At 68.7% G+C, this 15,944-nt stretch carries 15 protein-coding genes; 10 read left to right on the top strand and 5 right to left on the bottom strand.

Annotated features, from left to right (window positions below; all coding sequences use genetic code 11):
• Window positions 1–5: 5 nt before the first annotated feature.
• The 3 genes from BM228_RS09670 to BM228_RS09660 form a co-directional block, all read right to left on the bottom strand.
• Complete coding sequence (locus BM228_RS09670; RefSeq protein WP_092039381.1) at window positions 6–395, bottom strand: response regulator; 390 nt, start codon at window positions 393–395, stop codon at window positions 6–8.
• 256 nt (window positions 396–651) lie between these two features.
• Window positions 652–1,752 carry a L,D-transpeptidase family protein gene (locus tag BM228_RS09665; RefSeq protein WP_092039501.1) on the bottom strand — a complete coding sequence of 367 codons (1,101 nt, stop codon included), beginning with the start codon at window positions 1,750–1,752 and terminating at the stop codon, window positions 652–654.
• An 85-nt stretch (window positions 1,753–1,837) separates the two neighbouring features.
• The gene (locus BM228_RS09660; RefSeq protein ID WP_092039379.1) at window positions 1,838–2,731 is read right to left on the bottom strand and encodes an extensin family protein; all 894 of its coding nucleotides are present in this window, start codon (window positions 2,729–2,731) and stop codon (window positions 1,838–1,840) included.
• A 182-nt stretch (window positions 2,732–2,913) separates the two neighbouring features.
• On the opposite strand from BM228_RS09660, the gene BM228_RS09655 reads away from it, so the two are divergent.
• On the top strand, window positions 2,914–4,989 hold the full coding sequence (locus BM228_RS09655) for a M3 family metallopeptidase (protein WP_092039378.1): 2,076 nt from the start codon (window positions 2,914–2,916) through the stop codon (window positions 4,987–4,989).
• Window positions 4,990–5,074: 85 nt separating this feature from the next.
• On the top strand, window positions 5,075–5,959 hold the full coding sequence (locus BM228_RS09650) for a hypothetical protein (protein WP_092039377.1): 885 nt from the start codon (window positions 5,075–5,077) through the stop codon (window positions 5,957–5,959).
• A gap of 7 nt (window positions 5,960–5,966) precedes the next feature.
• On the opposite strand, the gene BM228_RS09645 is transcribed toward BM228_RS09650, so the two are convergent.
• Window positions 5,967–6,185: a hypothetical protein gene (locus BM228_RS09645; protein WP_092039376.1), complete on the bottom strand. Its 219-nt coding sequence runs from the start codon at window positions 6,183–6,185 to the stop codon at window positions 5,967–5,969.
• A 220-nt stretch (window positions 6,186–6,405) separates the two neighbouring features.
• Window positions 6,406–6,798 (bottom strand): DUF2267 domain-containing protein, encoded by a 393-nt coding sequence (locus BM228_RS09640; protein WP_092039499.1) that lies wholly within the window; start codon window positions 6,796–6,798, stop codon window positions 6,406–6,408.
• 280 nt (window positions 6,799–7,078) lie between these two features.
• Here BM228_RS09640 and BM228_RS09635 point away from each other — a divergent pair, with 280 nt between their 5' ends.
• The 8 genes from BM228_RS09635 (at window position 7,079) to eutC (ending at window position 15,663) form a co-directional block, all read left to right on the top strand.
• Window positions 7,079–7,678 (top strand): cysteine hydrolase family protein, encoded by a 600-nt coding sequence (locus tag BM228_RS09635; RefSeq protein ID WP_092039375.1) that lies wholly within the window; start codon window positions 7,079–7,081, stop codon window positions 7,676–7,678.
• Window positions 7,679–7,802: 124 nt separating this feature from the next.
• Window positions 7,803–9,533, top strand: a complete 1,731-nt coding sequence (gene poxB, locus BM228_RS09630; RefSeq protein WP_092039374.1) for a ubiquinone-dependent pyruvate dehydrogenase — start codon at window positions 7,803–7,805, stop codon at window positions 9,531–9,533.
• Window positions 9,534–9,599: 66 nt separating this feature from the next.
• Entirely contained in the window at window positions 9,600–10,343 is a 744-nt protein-coding gene (locus BM228_RS09625) for a (Fe-S)-binding protein (protein WP_092039367.1), read from the top strand.
• Window positions 10,340–11,923, top strand: a complete 1,584-nt coding sequence (locus BM228_RS09620) for a lactate utilization protein B (protein ID WP_092039365.1) — start codon at window positions 10,340–10,342, stop codon at window positions 11,921–11,923. Before BM228_RS09625 ends, BM228_RS09620 begins: the two co-directional genes overlap by 4 nt.
• Entirely contained in the window at window positions 11,920–12,507 is a 588-nt protein-coding gene (locus BM228_RS09615) for a LutC/YkgG family protein (RefSeq protein WP_092039363.1), read from the top strand. The genes BM228_RS09620 and BM228_RS09615 overlap by 4 nt, the downstream gene beginning before the upstream one ends.
• Before the next feature lie 69 nt (window positions 12,508–12,576).
• The gene (locus tag BM228_RS09610; protein WP_092039361.1) at window positions 12,577–13,437 is read left to right on the top strand and encodes a transglutaminase-like domain-containing protein; all 861 of its coding nucleotides are present in this window, start codon (window positions 12,577–12,579) and stop codon (window positions 13,435–13,437) included.
• 64 nt (window positions 13,438–13,501) lie between these two features.
• Window positions 13,502–14,881, top strand: coding sequence for an ethanolamine ammonia-lyase subunit EutB (locus BM228_RS09605; RefSeq protein ID WP_092039359.1), 1,380 nt, complete (start codon window positions 13,502–13,504; stop codon window positions 14,879–14,881).
• The gene (eutC, locus tag BM228_RS09600; RefSeq protein WP_092039357.1) at window positions 14,878–15,663 is read left to right on the top strand and encodes an ethanolamine ammonia-lyase subunit EutC; all 786 of its coding nucleotides are present in this window, start codon (window positions 14,878–14,880) and stop codon (window positions 15,661–15,663) included. Before BM228_RS09605 ends, eutC begins: the two co-directional genes overlap by 4 nt.
• Window positions 15,664–15,944 lie beyond the last annotated feature (281 nt).

Here is a 15,944-nt window from a genome sequence, read left to right as displayed (position 1 = left end):
AAGCGTCAGCCCCGGGCGGCGCGGATCGCGCCGATCAGCGTGCGCTTGAGATCGGCCTGGCTGAACGGCTTCTGCACCACCGGCCGGTCGCGGAACGGCTCGCGGATGCCGGCGCCGCCGTAGCCGGTTGAGAACACCAGCGGCAGGTCGCGCTGCACGATCGCTTCGGCCACCGGGTAGATCGGCTCCCCGGCGACGTTCACGTCGAGGATCGCGATCTCGAACGTCTCCTGGGAGGCCATTTCGAGGGCGGTTGCCAGGCGCGCAGCCGGGCCGACCACTTCACAGCCGAAGTCGAGCAGCATGTCCTCGAGCAGCATCGAGATGGCGGCTTCGTCCTCGACGACGAGCACGCGGACGCCGTTCAGGACGTCATCGTTGGGGTCAGCAGTCACGCCGGGCCGTCTTCCCTTCGATCGCCCCCGTACCGGGGATCTTGCCGTGCAATTGGTTCGCCTCGCGAGCCGCAAGAGCAGCGCTGGGAAGCGCCGAGGCGGCATCGCCAGGCGGTCCGCGAGACCACCTGTGGCGTCGCCCGGAATACCGGATGTGTCAAGCGTTCCCTTGCCGTTCCCGGAGCAATGACCGCATCGATGTTAACCGGCGATACATTTTTGTCGGCATTCGGGCCGGGACAACGCGCGGGCCGGCTCAATCATCCTTGAAAGACACCTTGGCGCCGCGGGTCACGTGGGCGGCGAGGTCGCGGGCGTTCCAGTTGGTCAACCGAATACAGCCGTGGGACTCGGTCTTGCCGACCTTCTCGGGCTCGGGCGTGCCGTGGATGCCGTAGCTCGGGATCGCGAGGTCGATCCAGACCAGCCCAACCGGGTTGTTCGGCCCCGGCTTGATCGAGAACTTCTGCTTGGTCTTCACGCCCTTGAACGCGTATTTCGGATTGTAGGTGTAGTCCGGATCGAAGGCGACGCCCTTCACCTTGGTCTCGCCGCTCGGGGCGGGCTTCTCGGTGCTGCCGATGGAGGCCGGGTAATAGCCGAGCAGCTTGCCGTCGGCCCCGAAGGCGCGCACGTCGCGGCTGGTCTTGTCGACCTCGATCCGCTCGACCTTGGGCTCCTGCGGCAGGTCCTTGCCCTTGGGCTTGTCGGTGCCCATCGGGTCCACCGCCGCCACGATGATCGACGTGCCGGCCTTGTCGAGGGGCTTGCCCGGATTGAGCGCGCTGACGAGGTCACGGCTCATGTGGAACCGCTCGGCCAGCATCTCCCGCGGGTTGGTGTAGCCGAGCTCCTTGAGATCGGCCTGCTCTTCCATCTTGGGCGGGATCTTTTCCACGTAGGGACCGGAGGCGTCGGCCTCGGTGAGCGCGTAATCGGACACGGCCGGCTTGTCGCTCGTCGCCTGGAGCTTTTCCCAGAGCTCGGGCGTCAGGTCCTGGCTGGCGGGCAGCCCCTGGGCCACCGCGAAGGCCGAGAGCGCGCGCTGGTAGTTCTCGCCCTTCAGCCCGTCGATCGCGCCGGGGAAGAACCGCGCCCGGTCGAGCAGGACCTGCGCCTTCACGATCAGCGGGTCGGGCTTGTCGTCGGATTTCTTGGCGCTCCGGGCCTTCTTGCCGGACTTCTTGGTCTCGGCCTTCTTCGCCTCCGGCTTGTCGGCCTCGGGTGCCTTGAAGGTGGCGGCGTTGATCGCCTCGGATGTCAGCGCCGGCGCCTTGTCGGGCTGCGCCAGCGCGCCCGAAGTCGCCAATCCGAACGCCAGCAGAGCCGCGCAAACCGGCCGCGTGGATCTCTGCATCATCGACGTCGAACGCTCCAGGAGCGGGGGCACTCCGGTCGCACAAGTATCGAGCGGGCTTGAACGTTCCGCCGCTAAGGCCGCGCTACTCGCACAGGCGATGGCCGGCGTTGCGCTCGCGGTCGTCGAAGTGGAAGTGGTTGGCATGGGCCGCGTTGCTGCCGGGGCCCAGCACCGTCCGGAAGAACCCACAGGCCTTGCCGCGGACGGAGGCCAAGAACTCGGATTCCTCCGATCCCGCCGGCATCGCCTTCACCGGGACGCTCGCACGCCCTGCGAACGAAAACCCCATCACGTCGACCGCCGCCGCAAAGGCGTGCTCGCTCAGCTTGGCGTCGACATCGTGGTTCTGGCCCCGGCAGACATAGGTGCCGCCGAGTTCGAGCCCGGTGAGCGGATGCTTGAGCGTCTTTTCGGCCGCAACCTGCACCTCCGTCGCCCAGCGCGCGAAGGATTCGGCCACCTGACAGGTGAGGGTCGCGCCGCCCGGCAGCGCGATGTCGTCGGCGAGCTTGGTCACCTTGAGCGGCAGCGGCGCGGTGCACTGGCCCTCGGCGATGGCCGGCAGCGGCTCGAACGCGACGCCGAGGCGCTTGAGGCGGGTCCGGCAGGCGGTGTCGTCCGGGGGCGCGACCTTGAGGGCGAGCGCCGCCTCGCCGGACAATTCCGGCGGCCGCTCCGGCGGGGTCGGGGGCGGCGTCGGGATCTCGGGTTTTTGGGCCTCCTGGGCCGGCTCCTTGGCCGGTGTCAGCTCCGCCGGCCGGGCCGGCGGCGTGGGCTTCGCGGCTTCGGATGTCGGCGCGGGCTTCTGCTCGACCGGCTGGACAGGCTTCAGCTCTCTCGGCCGCTCCGGCGGAAGCGGCGGCGGCACCGGGACAGCCGGAGCCTCGGCGGCTGAAGTTGGCGCAGGCACCATCTCGCAGAGTCCGAGAGCGAGGCTGCTGAGTGCCAAAAAAAACATCGGTCGGCGGGGCGGCATGGGACCTCGAAGCGCGGGCTTAGGCCGGGGGAAACGAACGGAACCGCATTCGGATCGCTCCAATCCGGTTGACGGGGCTGCCGAACGGGCTTCTGTCTTTCCTCAAGCGGCCGCGGACCCCATCTCGCGGCCCGGATGACGGGCCGACCGACCCGTCGGACTGACGCACCATCGAGGACCGAATGCCGGATGTCGCCGATGCCGGGCTCCCGAGCCTGCCGCAGGACAACCCCTTCCGCGACGCGCAGTGGAGCACGCCCTACGGCCTGCCGCCGTTCGAGCGCATCCGGCCTGAGCACTACATGCCGGCCTTCGACGCGGCGCTGGCGGCCCACGACGCCGAGATCCAGGCTATCGCCGCGGACACAGCGCCCGCGACCTTCGCCAACACCGTCGCGGCGATGGAGCGGGCCGGCCAGGCCCTCGAACGGGTGGCCGGTGTCTTCTACAACCTGACCGGCAGCCACACGAACCCGGAGCTGCAGGCGATCGAGCGGACGATAGGTCCGAAACTCTCCCGGCACGGCAGCGCCATCTACCTGAACCCGCAGCTCTGGGCGCGGATCTCGACGGTTGATGCCGAGGCCGAAGGTCTCGGGCCGGAGGAGCGCCGGGTCCTCGATCGCTACCGCATCCGCTTCCGCCGCGCTGGCGCCGATCTCGGACCCGACGACAAGGCTCGCATCGCCGAGATCGCTGCCCGGATGTCGGAGCTCGGCACCCAGTTCAGCCAGAACCTGCTGGCCGACGAGAGCAGCTTCACCCTGCCGCTGACCAGTGAGGACGATCTCGCCGGTTTGCCGCCGTTCCTGCGCGCCGCCGCCGAGAGCGCGGCCCGGGAGCGCGGGCTTGAGGGGCACGTCATCACCCTGTCGCGCTCGCTGATCGAGCCGTTCCTGGTGTGCTCGACCCGGCGCGACCTGCGCGAGAAGGCCTACGCGGCCTGGACCCGGCGCGGCGAGAATGGCGGCGCCACCGACAACCGGGCAATTATCGTCGAGATGGTCGGGCTGCGCGCCGAGCACGCGCGGCTGCTGGGCTTCGACAGCTTCGCGCATTTCAAGCTCGACGACACGATGGCGGCGAGCCCCGACGCCGCCATGGAACTGCTGCGCGACGTCTGGACCCCGGCCCGGGCGCGGGCCGGCGAGGAGCGCGAGCGGCTCCAGGCCCTGGTCCAGCAAGAGGGCCACAACTTCGCGCTCCAGGCGCATGATTGGCGCCACTACACTGAGAAGCTGCGCCGGGCCGAGCACGACCTCGACGAGAGCGAGGTCAAGGCGTACCTGCCCCTCGACCGGATGATCCAGGCGGCCTTCGACACGGCCTCGCGCCTGTTCGGCTTGACCTTCGAAGAGCTGTCCGACGTGCCGCGCTACCACCCGGACGTGCGCGTCTGGCGGGTCGGCAACCCGGACGGGTCCGAAGTCGGCCTGTTCCTCGGTGATTACTTCGCCCGGTCCTCCAAGCGCTCCGGCGCCTGGATGAGCGCGTTCCGCTCACAGGAGCGCCTGAACGGCACGGTCACGCCGGTCATCGTCAACGTGATGAACTTCGCCAAGGCGCCGGCCGGCGAGAGCGCGCTCCTGTCCTTCGACGACGCCCGCACCCTGTTCCACGAGTTCGGCCACGCCCTGCACGGGCTGCTGTCGGACGTGACCTACCCGCTGCTCTCCGGCACATCCGTGTCGCGCGACTTCGTCGAGTTGCCGTCGCAGCTCTACGAGCACTGGCTGGAGCAGCCGGAGGTGTTGCAGGCCCATGCGCGCCACCACCGGACCGGCGAGCCGATGCCCGACGCGCTGCTGCGCAAGTTGCTCGCGGCGCGCACCTTCAACCAGGGTTTTGCCACCGTCGAATACACCGCCTCGGCGATCGTCGACATGACGCTCCACCTCTCGGCGGGCGGCGAATCCGGGCTCGACGTGCCGGCCTTCGAGGCCGATGCCCTGCAGCGGATCGGCATGCCGGCCGAGATCAGCATGCGCCACCGGACGCCGCACTTCGCCCATATCTTCTCGGGCGACGGCTATGCGGCGGGCTATTACAGCTATCTTTGGTCCGAGGTGCTGGACGCCGACGCCTTCGACGCCTTCCGGGAGGCGGGCGACATCTTCGACCCGGAGACGGCCAAGCGCCTGCGCACCTTCGTCTACGGCGCGGGCAACCTGCGCGACCCGCGCGACGCCTACACGGCCTTCCGCGGCCGCATGCCGAGCATCGCGCCGCTGCTGAAGAAGCGGGGGCTTGCGGCCTGATCCCAAGGGTGGCCGGTAAGGGTTTCGTAAACAAACGTCCTTAACGAACGCTTGCAGAGATACCCTGCAGGCGGAGTTGGGGGCGATGACGAAAACTGATGCCAAGCCGGCCCTCTCTCCCGCGGAACTGCTCAAGGCCGTTGTGGCGGGCAAAGGCGAGCTGAAGCCCGAGCCCGTCGCCGCTCCGGCTGCGCCGCGCTTCGCGATGCCGTCGCTGTCCGCGATCGACCTGCGGCGCTACGCGATTCCGGGTGCTGCCCTCGCGGTCGGGCTGGTGCTCGGTGCGGGCGTCGCCGCCCGTTCCGGGTCCGGCGGCGTGGCGAGCGATGCCGTCGTGGCGCTGAGCGCCACCGTCGATGCCGGACGCACCGAGACCGCCCGGCTCGGCGCCGACATCGCCCAGCTGCATCAGGTGCTGGCCGATCTGCGCGCCGCCACCGACACCGCCCGGAAGGAGGCCGGCACCCGCAGCAGCGCGCTCGGCGAACGCTTGGCGCAGCTCGACAAGAACCTGAACGCCAAGACGGCTGCCCTGGGCGAACGCCTCGAACAGGTCGAGCGCGAGCAGAGCGGCCGGATCGCCAACCTCGCGACTCAACTCGAGCGACGCACCGCCGCCGTGGCGGCCGTGAAGGCTGAGCCGACGCAGACCGGGAGCCTCGCCGAGACGCGCAGCGTCGACGCGAAGGTCACTGAGGCGAAAATCTTCGAAGCGAAGAGTGCCGAGGCGAAGGTCGCGGACACGAAGCCGAAGCCCGTCGCGGCGGACAAGCCGCCTGTGATCGACGGCTGGGCGGTCCGCGACGTCTATGACGGCGCGGCCATTCTTGAGAATCGCCGCCGCCGCATCGTCGAGGTCGGGCCCGGCGACGTGCTACCGGGCGTGGGACGCGTCGACAGCGTCGAGCGTCGCGGTCGCGAATGGGTTGTGGTGACCCGCCAGGGCCTGGTCACGCCGCAGCCCTGGTAACGACGGTTCAGCGACCCTGGATGGTAGCCGCCGCGAGCTCGTCGCTGGGGGTCGGAAAGCGCGGCTCGATGGTCAGCGGATCGGCCATCGCGGCGGCGCGCTCGGCGCGGCGGCGACCGTGGCGCAGGGCGCGGGTCTGCGCCGCCCGGGTCGGGTGCAGGATCGCGGCGAGGAGCGCCTGGCCCTCGAACGCGCTGTCCAGGTTCTTGGATTCGAAGACGGGCATGGCCGGCCTGCTCAACTGCGCACCGACCCCCCGCCGAAGACGAAGGCCCGGATCGCATCCCGAATAACGGGGATCGCGTGGACGGGTTCCGCCAAGCTTTCGCGGCGAAACCACATTTTTACGATCGGTCAGGAGCGGCTTTAAAACGGTGCGGCGGCGCACCTGCCGCCGGCACCCTTTGCATCCCGAACGGTGGTCCCGCCGTTCGGGGGTTCGGCCCTCAGACGAACTGGTTGAGCCCGGGGATCGAGCCGATGATGGGTCCCATCGCGTCCTCGCCGACCTTCTCGCGGCCGAAGGCGAAGAGCTCCTGGCCGAGGGGTTGCATCTGGCCCATGGGCACGCCCGCCGCCATCAGCTTCTGGCCGAGGGCCATGACGCCGCCGCCGCCCATCATGCCGCCGAGCATGCCCATGAGGCCGCCGCCGCCGCTCTCGCCGGCATTCGAGTCGGCCACGAGCGCTTCGGAGCCCGGCAGGGCGGCCAGGAGCTGATTGACCTCGGTCTCAGGCCCTTCCTTTTGCAGGAAGGCCAGGATGTGTCCGATGGCCGTCTGTGCCGTCGCGGCGTCGAGCCCGGTGCGGGCGGTGACGCGGGCGAGCAGTTCTTCCATGGCGCTGATCTCTTTGACGCTGATCTCTTCGGAACGTTTCCAGAGGTCCTTCGACTCTGAGGCGCCGGAAATCAAGCGTGGGCCCCGACTTCCCTGGGAAACAGGGCTGCCGAGCCGCCCGCCGGTGCCGACCGTCCGACTCGCAGAGCGCCGTGGCCCCGTAGGCGGCGAAGCAGGACGGGTCTATGGTTCGGCCCCCCGGACGCCTCGGCGCGGCGATTCTCGCCGCCATCGTGGGGCCTTTCCGGCGGCCGACCGCACGCGCATTTGGGAGATACGGGTGAGCGATCTCAAGACTCTTCGCGGCCTCTCCGGCCTGAGCCCGGAGCCTGCCAGCCTGAAGAAGGCCGCGCTCATCCTCATCGACATCCAGAACACCTATCGCGACGGGGTGCTGCGCCTGACCGGGGTCGAGCCGGCGGTCGCACAGGCCAAGATCCTGCTGCGGCGGGCGCGGGAGGCCGAGACGCCGGTGATCCATATTCGGCACAATGCTGGGCCGGGCTCGCCCTTCGACATCACAGCCGCGAACGGGCAGATCTCCGAGGAGGTCGCGCCGCAGGACGGCGAGGCGGTGATCACCAAGGCCTTCCCGAGCGCCTTCGTCGGCACGGATTTGGAGGATCAGCTCAAGCGGGCCGGGGTTACCGACCTGATCCTGGCCGGCTTCATGACCCATATGTGCGTCAACTCGACGGCCCGCTCGGCCTTCAACCTCGGCTTCCAGCCGACCGTCATCGCCTCCGCCACCGCGACGCGGGACCTCCCAGCCCCGGACGGCTCAGTGGTGCCGGCGGCCCAGCTCCAGGCAGCCAGCCTCGCGGCGCTGAGCGACCTCTTTGCCGTCGTCGCCCGGGATGTCGACGCCGTTCGGCACTGAGGCCTGAGCCTTCGGCGGGGATGCCGCCGCGGCGGACATGTGTGCATTGCACCATGCGGCGGCTGTGGGCGGAACATCACCACCGGCGCAGCGGTTCGGATCCGAAAATGCGGAGTGCCGAACCATGCGCATCGAGAACGTCGCCGATCTCATCGCCGAGACCCTTCAAGAAGCAGGCGTCGCCCGCATCTACGGGGTGGTGGGCGACAGCCTGAACGGCATCACCGAGGCCCTGCGTGCCCGCGGGCGGATCGACTGGATCCACACCCGCCACGAGGAGGCGGCCGCCTTCGCGGCGAGCGCCGAGGCGCAGGTCACCGGCAAGCTCGCGGTCTGCGCCGGCTCTTGCGGCCCCGGTAACCTCCACCTGATCAACGGCCTCTACGACGCGCATCGCAGCCGGACCCCGGTCCTGGCCATCGCCGCCCAGATCCCATCGGCCGAGATCGGCTCGGGCTATTTCCAAGAGACGCGGCCCACCGAGCTGTTCCGCGAGTGCAGCCATTACTGCGAACTGGTCTCCGATCCGTCGCAGATGCCGTTCGTGCTGGAGAACGCGATCCGCGCCGCCGTGGGGGAGGGGGGCGTCGCCGTCATCGTCATCCCGGGTGATGTCGCCCTGCGCGATGCGCCCAAGCGCGCGCTCGCCCCCCATGCCGGGCTGATCCCGGCCAAGCCCGTGGTGCGCCCGGCCGATTCGGAGCTCGACGCCCTGGCGGCGCTGCTCAACGCCGGCAAGCGGGTAACGCTGCTCTGCGGACGCGGCTGCGCCGGGGCGCATTCCGAACTGCTGCAACTCGCCGAAGCGCTCAAGAGCCCGATCGTTCACGCGCTCGGCGGCAAGGAATATGTCGAGTTCGACAATCCCTACGATGTCGGCATGACCGGCCTGATCGGTTACGCGTCCGGCTACGCCGCCATGATGGCCTGCGACACCCTGCTGATGCTGGGCACGGGCTTTCCCTACAAGCAGTTCTACCCGCAGGACGCCAAGATCGCCCAGGTTGACCTGCGCCCGTCCGAACTCGGCCGCCGCTGCCGGATCGAGCACGGGTTGGTCGGCGATGTCGGGGCGACGATCCGGGCGCTGCTGCCCCGGCTCAAGCCCAAGGCCGACCGATCGTTCCTCGATGCCAGCCTGAAGCACTACGCGAAGGCCCGCGCCGGCCTCGACGAGCTCGCCACCGGCAAGGCCGGCGGCCCGCTCCACCCGCAATACCTCGCCAAGCTGATCAGCGAATCGGCCGCGGACGACGCGATCTTCACCGCCGATGTCGGCACGCCGACCATCTGGGCGGCGCGCTACCTGGCGATGAACGGCAAGCGGCGCCTGCTCGGCTCCTGGGTCCACGGCTCGATGGCCAACGCCCTGTCGCAGGGCATCGGCGCCCAGGCCGCGGAGCCGAACCGTCAGGTCGTCGCGCTCTGCGGCGATGGCGGTTTCGCCATGCTGATGGGCGATTTCCTGACGCTCCGTCAGCACCGCCTGCCGCTGAAGGTCGTGGTGTTCAACAACGGCACCCTCGGCTTCGTCGAACTGGAGATGAAGGCGGCGGGCTATCTCGAGACCGGTGTCGCGCTCGACAATCCGGACTTTGCCGCGATGTCCCGGGCCGCCGGCATTTTTGCGATTCGGGTCGAGGACCCGGCCGAGCTGCCGGGCGCCATGCGCGAGTTCCTGGCCTTCGACGGCCCCTCGCTCCTCGATGTCCGCACCGCCCGCAACGAGCTGTCGATGCCGCCCAAGATCGACGGGCAGCAGGTCAAGGGCTTCAGCCTCTACGTGCTTCGAGCGGTGATGGATGGGCGCGGTGACGCAGTTCTCGACCTCGCCAAAACCAACCTCATCCGGTAGACCTCCCTGGGTAATCTAGACCCGTTCCAGTGCATCGGCGCGGGCGATCCAGGGAGGTTCCGGACCATGCGGGTCGGCCTGTTCGTGCCGTGCTACGTCGACGCCTTCGAGCCGGAAGTCGGGATCGCCACGCTGGAATTGCTGGAGCGGGTCGGCTGCACGGTCGAATACCCGTTCGACCAGACCTGCTGCGGCCAGCCCATGGCCAATACCGGCTGCCACGCCGAGGCCGCCGCCACCGAGGCCCTGTTCGTCAAGAATTTTTCGGGCTTCGACTACGTGGTCGCGCCGTCGGGCTCCTGCGTGCACCAAGTCCGCGAGCACCTGACCGCGATCCCGCAGACGGACGAGGTCAAGAAGGTCCGGGCCAGCACCTACGAGCTGGTCGAGTTCCTGCACGACGTGCTCAAGATCGAGGCGCTGCCCTGGGCCGAGTTCCCGCACAAGGTCGCCTATCACGGCAATTGCAACGCGCTGCGCGGCATCCATCACGCCCGGCCGTCCGAGATCGTGAAGCCGTACTTCTCGAAACCCCTCGACCTGCTCCGGCTGGTGAAGGGCGTCGAGCTGGTGGACCTCGCCCGACCGGACGAGTGCTGCGGCTTCGGCGGCACCTTCTCGGTGTTCGAGCCCGCGGTCTCGGCCAAGATGGGCTACGACAAGGTCGCCGATCAGAACCGGGCTGGGGCGCAGTACGTGGTCTCGGCGGATTCCTCGTGCCTGATGCACCAGAAGGGCTGCGCCGAGCGCCTCGGGCTGCCGCTCCGCTACATCCACATCGCGCAAGTGCTGAACGGAGCCGCCGCATGAGCGTCGAGGATCTGAACCCACGCGCGCGCGAAGGCGTCATCCACCCCGAGGTCCGCGCCGCTGACGACGAGAGCGAGCGCGGCCAGGATGGGGGCCGCCTCCAGCACGCCGAGGCCGCCACCAAGCCGATCCGGGCGCCGCAGATCCGCGAGCCTCAGCCCCGGGGCGCGAAGATTCGCGGCGACCGGCCGATCGACCAGGCCGAGGCCGCCGAGCGCTTCCTCGCCGCGCCGCTGCACCAGGCCGCCCATGACGAGCGCCTGTGGGATCTGCGCAAGAAGCGCGACACCTCCGCCCACGGCATCCCGGAATGGGAGGAGCTGCGCGAGCTGGCCTCCGCCATCAAGGCGCACACGCTCACCCATCTCGACCAGTATCTCGAACAGTTCGAGGCCGCCGCGAAGGCCAACGGCGTGCAGGTCCACTGGGCCGCGGACGGCGCCGACCATAACCGCATCGTCTTGGAAATCCTGCGCAGCCGCGGCGCCAAGACCCTGGTGAAGTCGAAGTCGATGCTCACCGAGGAATGCGGGTTCCGCCATCACATGGCGGCCAACGGCATCGAGATCATCGAGACCGATCTCGGCGAGCGCATCCAGCAGCTCGACAACGAGGAGCCGAGCCACATCGTGGCGCCGGCGGTCCACAAGACTCGCATGGACGTGGCCGAAGTCTTCGCCAAGACGCTAGGCACCGATCCCGACAACGACGACGCGCACTACCTCGCGGAAAGCCAGCGCGAGACGACCCGACCCTACATCCTGAAGGCCGATGCCGGCATGACCGGATGCAACTTCGCCATTGCAGAGACCGGCACGGTCGTTACCTGCACCAACGAGGGCAATGCCGACCTCTCCGGCAACGTCCCGCCGTTGCAGATCCACTCGATCGGCATCGAGAAGATCATTCCCAAAGTCGAGCATCTCGGGGTGTTCATCCGGCTACTGTCGCGCTCGGCGCTGGGCTCGCCGATTACCCAGTACACCTCGCATTTCCGCGGTCCCCGCAAGGGCACCGAGATGCACATGGTGCTGGTCGATAACGGCCGCTCCGCCCGGCTCGGCCTGGAGGAGTTCTGGACCTCGCTCAAATGCATCCGCTGCGGCGCCTGCATGAACACCTGCCCGGTCTACCGGCGATCGGGCGGGCTCTCCTACGGGGCGACCTATTCCGGGCCGATCGGCCTGATCATCGACCCGACCTTCAACAAGCGGAAATACTCGACCCTGCCGTTCTCCTCGACGATGAACGGCTCCTGCACCAACGTCTGCCCGGTGAAGATCAACATTCACGAGCAGATTTTCGCCTGGCGCAAGGTGCTGGTCGAGGAGCACCACATCCCGGCGCTCAAGCAGGGGATGATGAAGGCCGCGGGTGCGGTCCTGTCCCGGCCGGCCGCCTACCGCGCGGCGATCGGCGCCGCGGATTCGGCGCTCAAGGTGCTGCCGCGCTTCGCCGTCTACAACCCGCTCAACACCTGGGGGAAGAAGCGCGAGATGCCCGACGCGCCGCGCCAGACCTTCCACGCCTGGTACAAGCAAAACCGGATGCAGAAGCCGGCCAAGGACAACGCTCGATGAGCGCGCGCGCGGGCATCCTGGCGGCCCTGAAGGCCAACCGTCCGGCGGGTGACTATCCGCTGCCGACCGTACCGGACTTCACGCCGCTGGTCGGCGACGATCTGGTCGAGGAGTTCGGCGAGCGGCTGAAGCGCATGGGCGGTCGCATCGAAGATGGCCGCGTCGGCGAGCCCCTGGCGGGCGTGCGCGAGCGGCTGGCCGAGGCCAAGGTGATCGCCTCCGCTGTGCCGGAGATCGCGGGCAACCGCGACCTAAGGGCGGTGCGTTACCCGCAGGAAGTCGAGGATGTCGACGTGGCGGTGGTGCGCGCGGTGTTCGGCATCGCCGAGACCGGCTCGGTGCTGTTCACCCAAGACGAGTTGATCGTGAACGCGGTGGCCTATCTCGCCCAGCACCTGATTGTGCTGCTCGACCCGGCCGACATCCTCCCCAACGTCCAGGCCGCCTACAAGCGCCCGGAATTCGGCAGCTCGGCCTACGCGGTGCTGCATACGGGCCCCTCGGCCACCGCCGATATCGAGGGCGTGCTGATCCACGGGGCACAGGGCGTGCGCTCGCTGACGGTGCTGCTGCTGCCGCGCTGACCGGGAACCGCGATCGGGCGCGCCGCTTGCTTGGGCAGCGATCATCTCGTCGCCCGGCAAGGAGATCCGATGCGCTATACCCTCGGTTGCAGTCTGTCCTACAATATACTCTCGGACACGACCTTCATCTTCAACCTGGAGGTCGCCAAGCTGAGGAGCGTCGAGATCCTCAGCGAGAGCCTCGTGCTCACGCCGAACCTGAAGCGCGACCTCTACACCACCCCCGACCTTCTGAACCGCTATCTCGGCGTCAACGTGCCGATGGGCCAGTTCGCCCTAGAGTACAATGCGGAGGTGGATCTGACCGTCCACCGGGCCGACCCGGCGACCATCAAAGAGACCCCGATCGGCGAGCTGCCGCTCGACATCCTACCGTTCCTGCTGCCGAGCCGGTTCGTCTCCTCCGACCGGCTGACCCCCTTCGCCCAGGCCGAGTTTGGCGTGCTGCCCAAGGGCCACAGCCGCGTGAACGAGATCTGCAACTGGATCCACGATCACATCACCTATCAGCCCGGCACCAGCGACGGCGAGACCACAGCTGATGAGTCGCTTCTGAAGCGGGCCGGTGTCTGCCGCGACTTTGCGCATATCGGCACGGCGTTCTGCCGGGCGCTCGGCATCCCGGCCCGGTTCGTGAGCTGCTACGCCCACGGCCTCGTGCCAAGTGACTTCCACGCGGTGTTCGAGGCCTATCTCGACGGGCGCTGGTGGCTGTTCGACGCCACCCGTCAGGCCGACCTCGACGGGCTGGTCCGGATCGGCGTGGGCCGCGACGCCGCCGAGATCGCCTTCTCGACACCCTTCGGCAACATGCAGCCGGTCAACCAGCAGGTCCGGATCCAGCGCACGGACGGGCAGGGCAGCCCGATGCCGCGCACGGTCGACGCGATTTCCACGGAAGTGCCCGCGCCGAATGCCGGCGCGGCCTGACCGGACATTCGCACCGGATCACGGTATCCTGTGATCTTCGGAAGCAAGGACGGGGTGAAACCGCATGGCCTACCGCCACGTCGTCGGCCCACGCACCCATGTCTTCGCCGACCTCGCTACCCTAATGGCCAAGGCGACGCCGGTCCGCTCCGGCGACCGGCTTGCCGGCATCGCGGCCGAATCCGCCGAGGAGAACGCGGCGGCCCGCTGGTGCCTCGCCGAGGTGCCGCTCGCCGAGATCCTGGCCCGGCCGTTGATCCCCTACGAGCAGGACGACGTCACCCGGCTGATCCTCGACACGCACGACGCGGCGTCTTTCGCGGAGATCGCCCACCTGACGGTCGGCGATTTCCGAGAATTCCTGCTGACCGCCACCCCGGATGGGCTCACCCGGATCGCCCCTGGCGTCACGCCGGAGATCGCGGCGGCCGTCTCAAAGATCATGCGCAACCAGGATCTGATCTCGGTGGCGCGCAAGGCTCGCGTGGTGACCCGCTTCCGCAACACGATCGGGCTGCCCGGGACGCTTGCGGTGCGGCTGCAGCCGAACCACCCCACCGACGATCCGAAGGGCATCACCGCGGCGATCCTCGACGGGCTCACCCTCGGCTGCGGGGACGCGGTGATCGGCATCAACCCGGCTTCCGATTCGGTCCAGGCGCTCGGCGACCTACTCCAACTCCTCGACGGGGTGATCCAGACGCATGCGATTCCCACGCAGGCCTGCGTGCTCACCCACGTGACCACAACGCTCGCCGCCATGGAGCGCGGCCTGCCGGTTGATCTCGTGTTCCAATCGATCGCCGGCACCGAGAAGGCCAATGCCGGCTTCGGGGTGACGCTCGCCCTGTTGAAGGAGGCCCACGAGGCGGCGCTGGCGCTTAAGCGCGGTCCGCTCGGCGACAACTGTATGTATTTCGAGACCGGCCAGGGCTCGGCGCTGTCGGCGGATGCCCATCATGGCATCGACCAGCAGACCCTTGAGGCCAGGGCCTACGCGGTGGCCCGGCCGTTCCGGCCACTCCTCGTCAACACCGTCGTGGGCTTCATCGGGCCCGAATACCTCTACGACGGCAAGGAGATCATCCGAGCCGGGCTGGAGGACCATTTCTGCGGCAAGCTGATGGGCGTGCCGCTGGGCGTCGACGTTTGCTACACCAACCATGCCGAGGCCGATCAGGACGACATGGACACGCTGCTGACGCTGCTCGGGGCGGCGGGCTGCACCTACATCATGGGCGTCCCGGGGGCCGACGACGTGATGCTGAATTACCAATCCACGTCGTTCCACGATTCCCTCTACCTGCGCGAGGTTTTAGGGCTGAAGCGCGCCCCCGAATTCGAGGCCTGGCTTCACGGGATCGGTCTCACCGACGAGGGCGGCGCGCTGCTGCCGGGTTCGGGCGCCCCGCTCCTCACCGCCGCGCCGGACCTCGCCGCGTGAGCGACCCCCGGGAGATCTGGGCGCGGCTCGCCGGGCTGACGCCAGCCCGGATCGGTCTCGGCCGCGCCGGAAGCGGGCTACCGACCCGGGAGGTGCTGCGCTTTGGCCTCGACCACGCCCAGGCCAGGGACGCCGTGCACGCGCCGATGGATGCGGAGGCGCTGGCGAGTGCGATCGCCGAACTTGGCCTCGCCACGATCCCGGTGGCCTCCCAGGCCCCCGACCGCGCGACGTACCTGCGCCGCCCCGATCTCGGCCGCCGGCTCGACCCGGAGGATTTTTTGGGACTCCAGGCCGCGGCGGAGTCCACCGATTTGGCTCTCGTAGTGGCGGACGGTCTCTCGGCCCGTGCCGTGCACGAGAACGCGGCGCCGCTGCTCAAGGCGTTCGCGCCCCTGGCGGAACAATCCGGCTGGCGCCTCGCCCCGGTGGTGATCGCCAGCCAGGCCCGCGTGGCGCTCGGCGACGCGATCGGCGACGCCCTGAAGGCCCGGGCGGTGGCGGTACTGATCGGCGAGCGGCCGGGCCTGTCCTCCCCAGACAGCCTTGGCATCTACCTGACGCTGGATCCGAAAATCGGCCGCTCGGATGCGGAGCGCAACTGCATCTCGAACGTCCGCACGGCCGGCCTCACCCACGCGAAGGCGGCGTTCAAGCTGCACTGGCTGCTCGCCCGCGCGCTCACCCTGGGCTTGAGCGGCGTCACGCTGAAGGACGAGAGCGACCGCGCCCTGGAATCGGGCGCTGCGGCGCCGGCCTTGCCGGAGCCGAGCCGCGGCTGAACGGACGAGCCTGTTTCGCGCTCGGTGCCCAACCGAATGTTGGGGCAGTCATGTGGATAGCAGTTCAAGGCCCATGCCTGCGATCCGGAGATTGTCATCGACCTCCGATCCACCCGCCGCGTCATCCCGGGGCCGCAAAGCGGAGCCCGGGATCCAGAAACGTAAAGGATTCAGTATCTTGCGCCGTCGATGGCTCTGGATGCCGGGCTCGCCCGCGACGTCTTAGAATCAGTCTGGAACGTTCCAAGCGGCATGGCTCCAGCGATACCGATCGTCTGTGA

It is taken from the genome of Methylobacterium pseudosasicola (assembly GCF_900114535.1).
In the GTDB taxonomy this organism is placed as follows: Bacteria; Pseudomonadota; Alphaproteobacteria; order Rhizobiales; family Beijerinckiaceae; genus Methylobacterium; species Methylobacterium pseudosasicola.
Note: the sequence above shows the minus strand (reverse complement) of the source record. Positions and strands in the feature narration are given on the sequence as shown.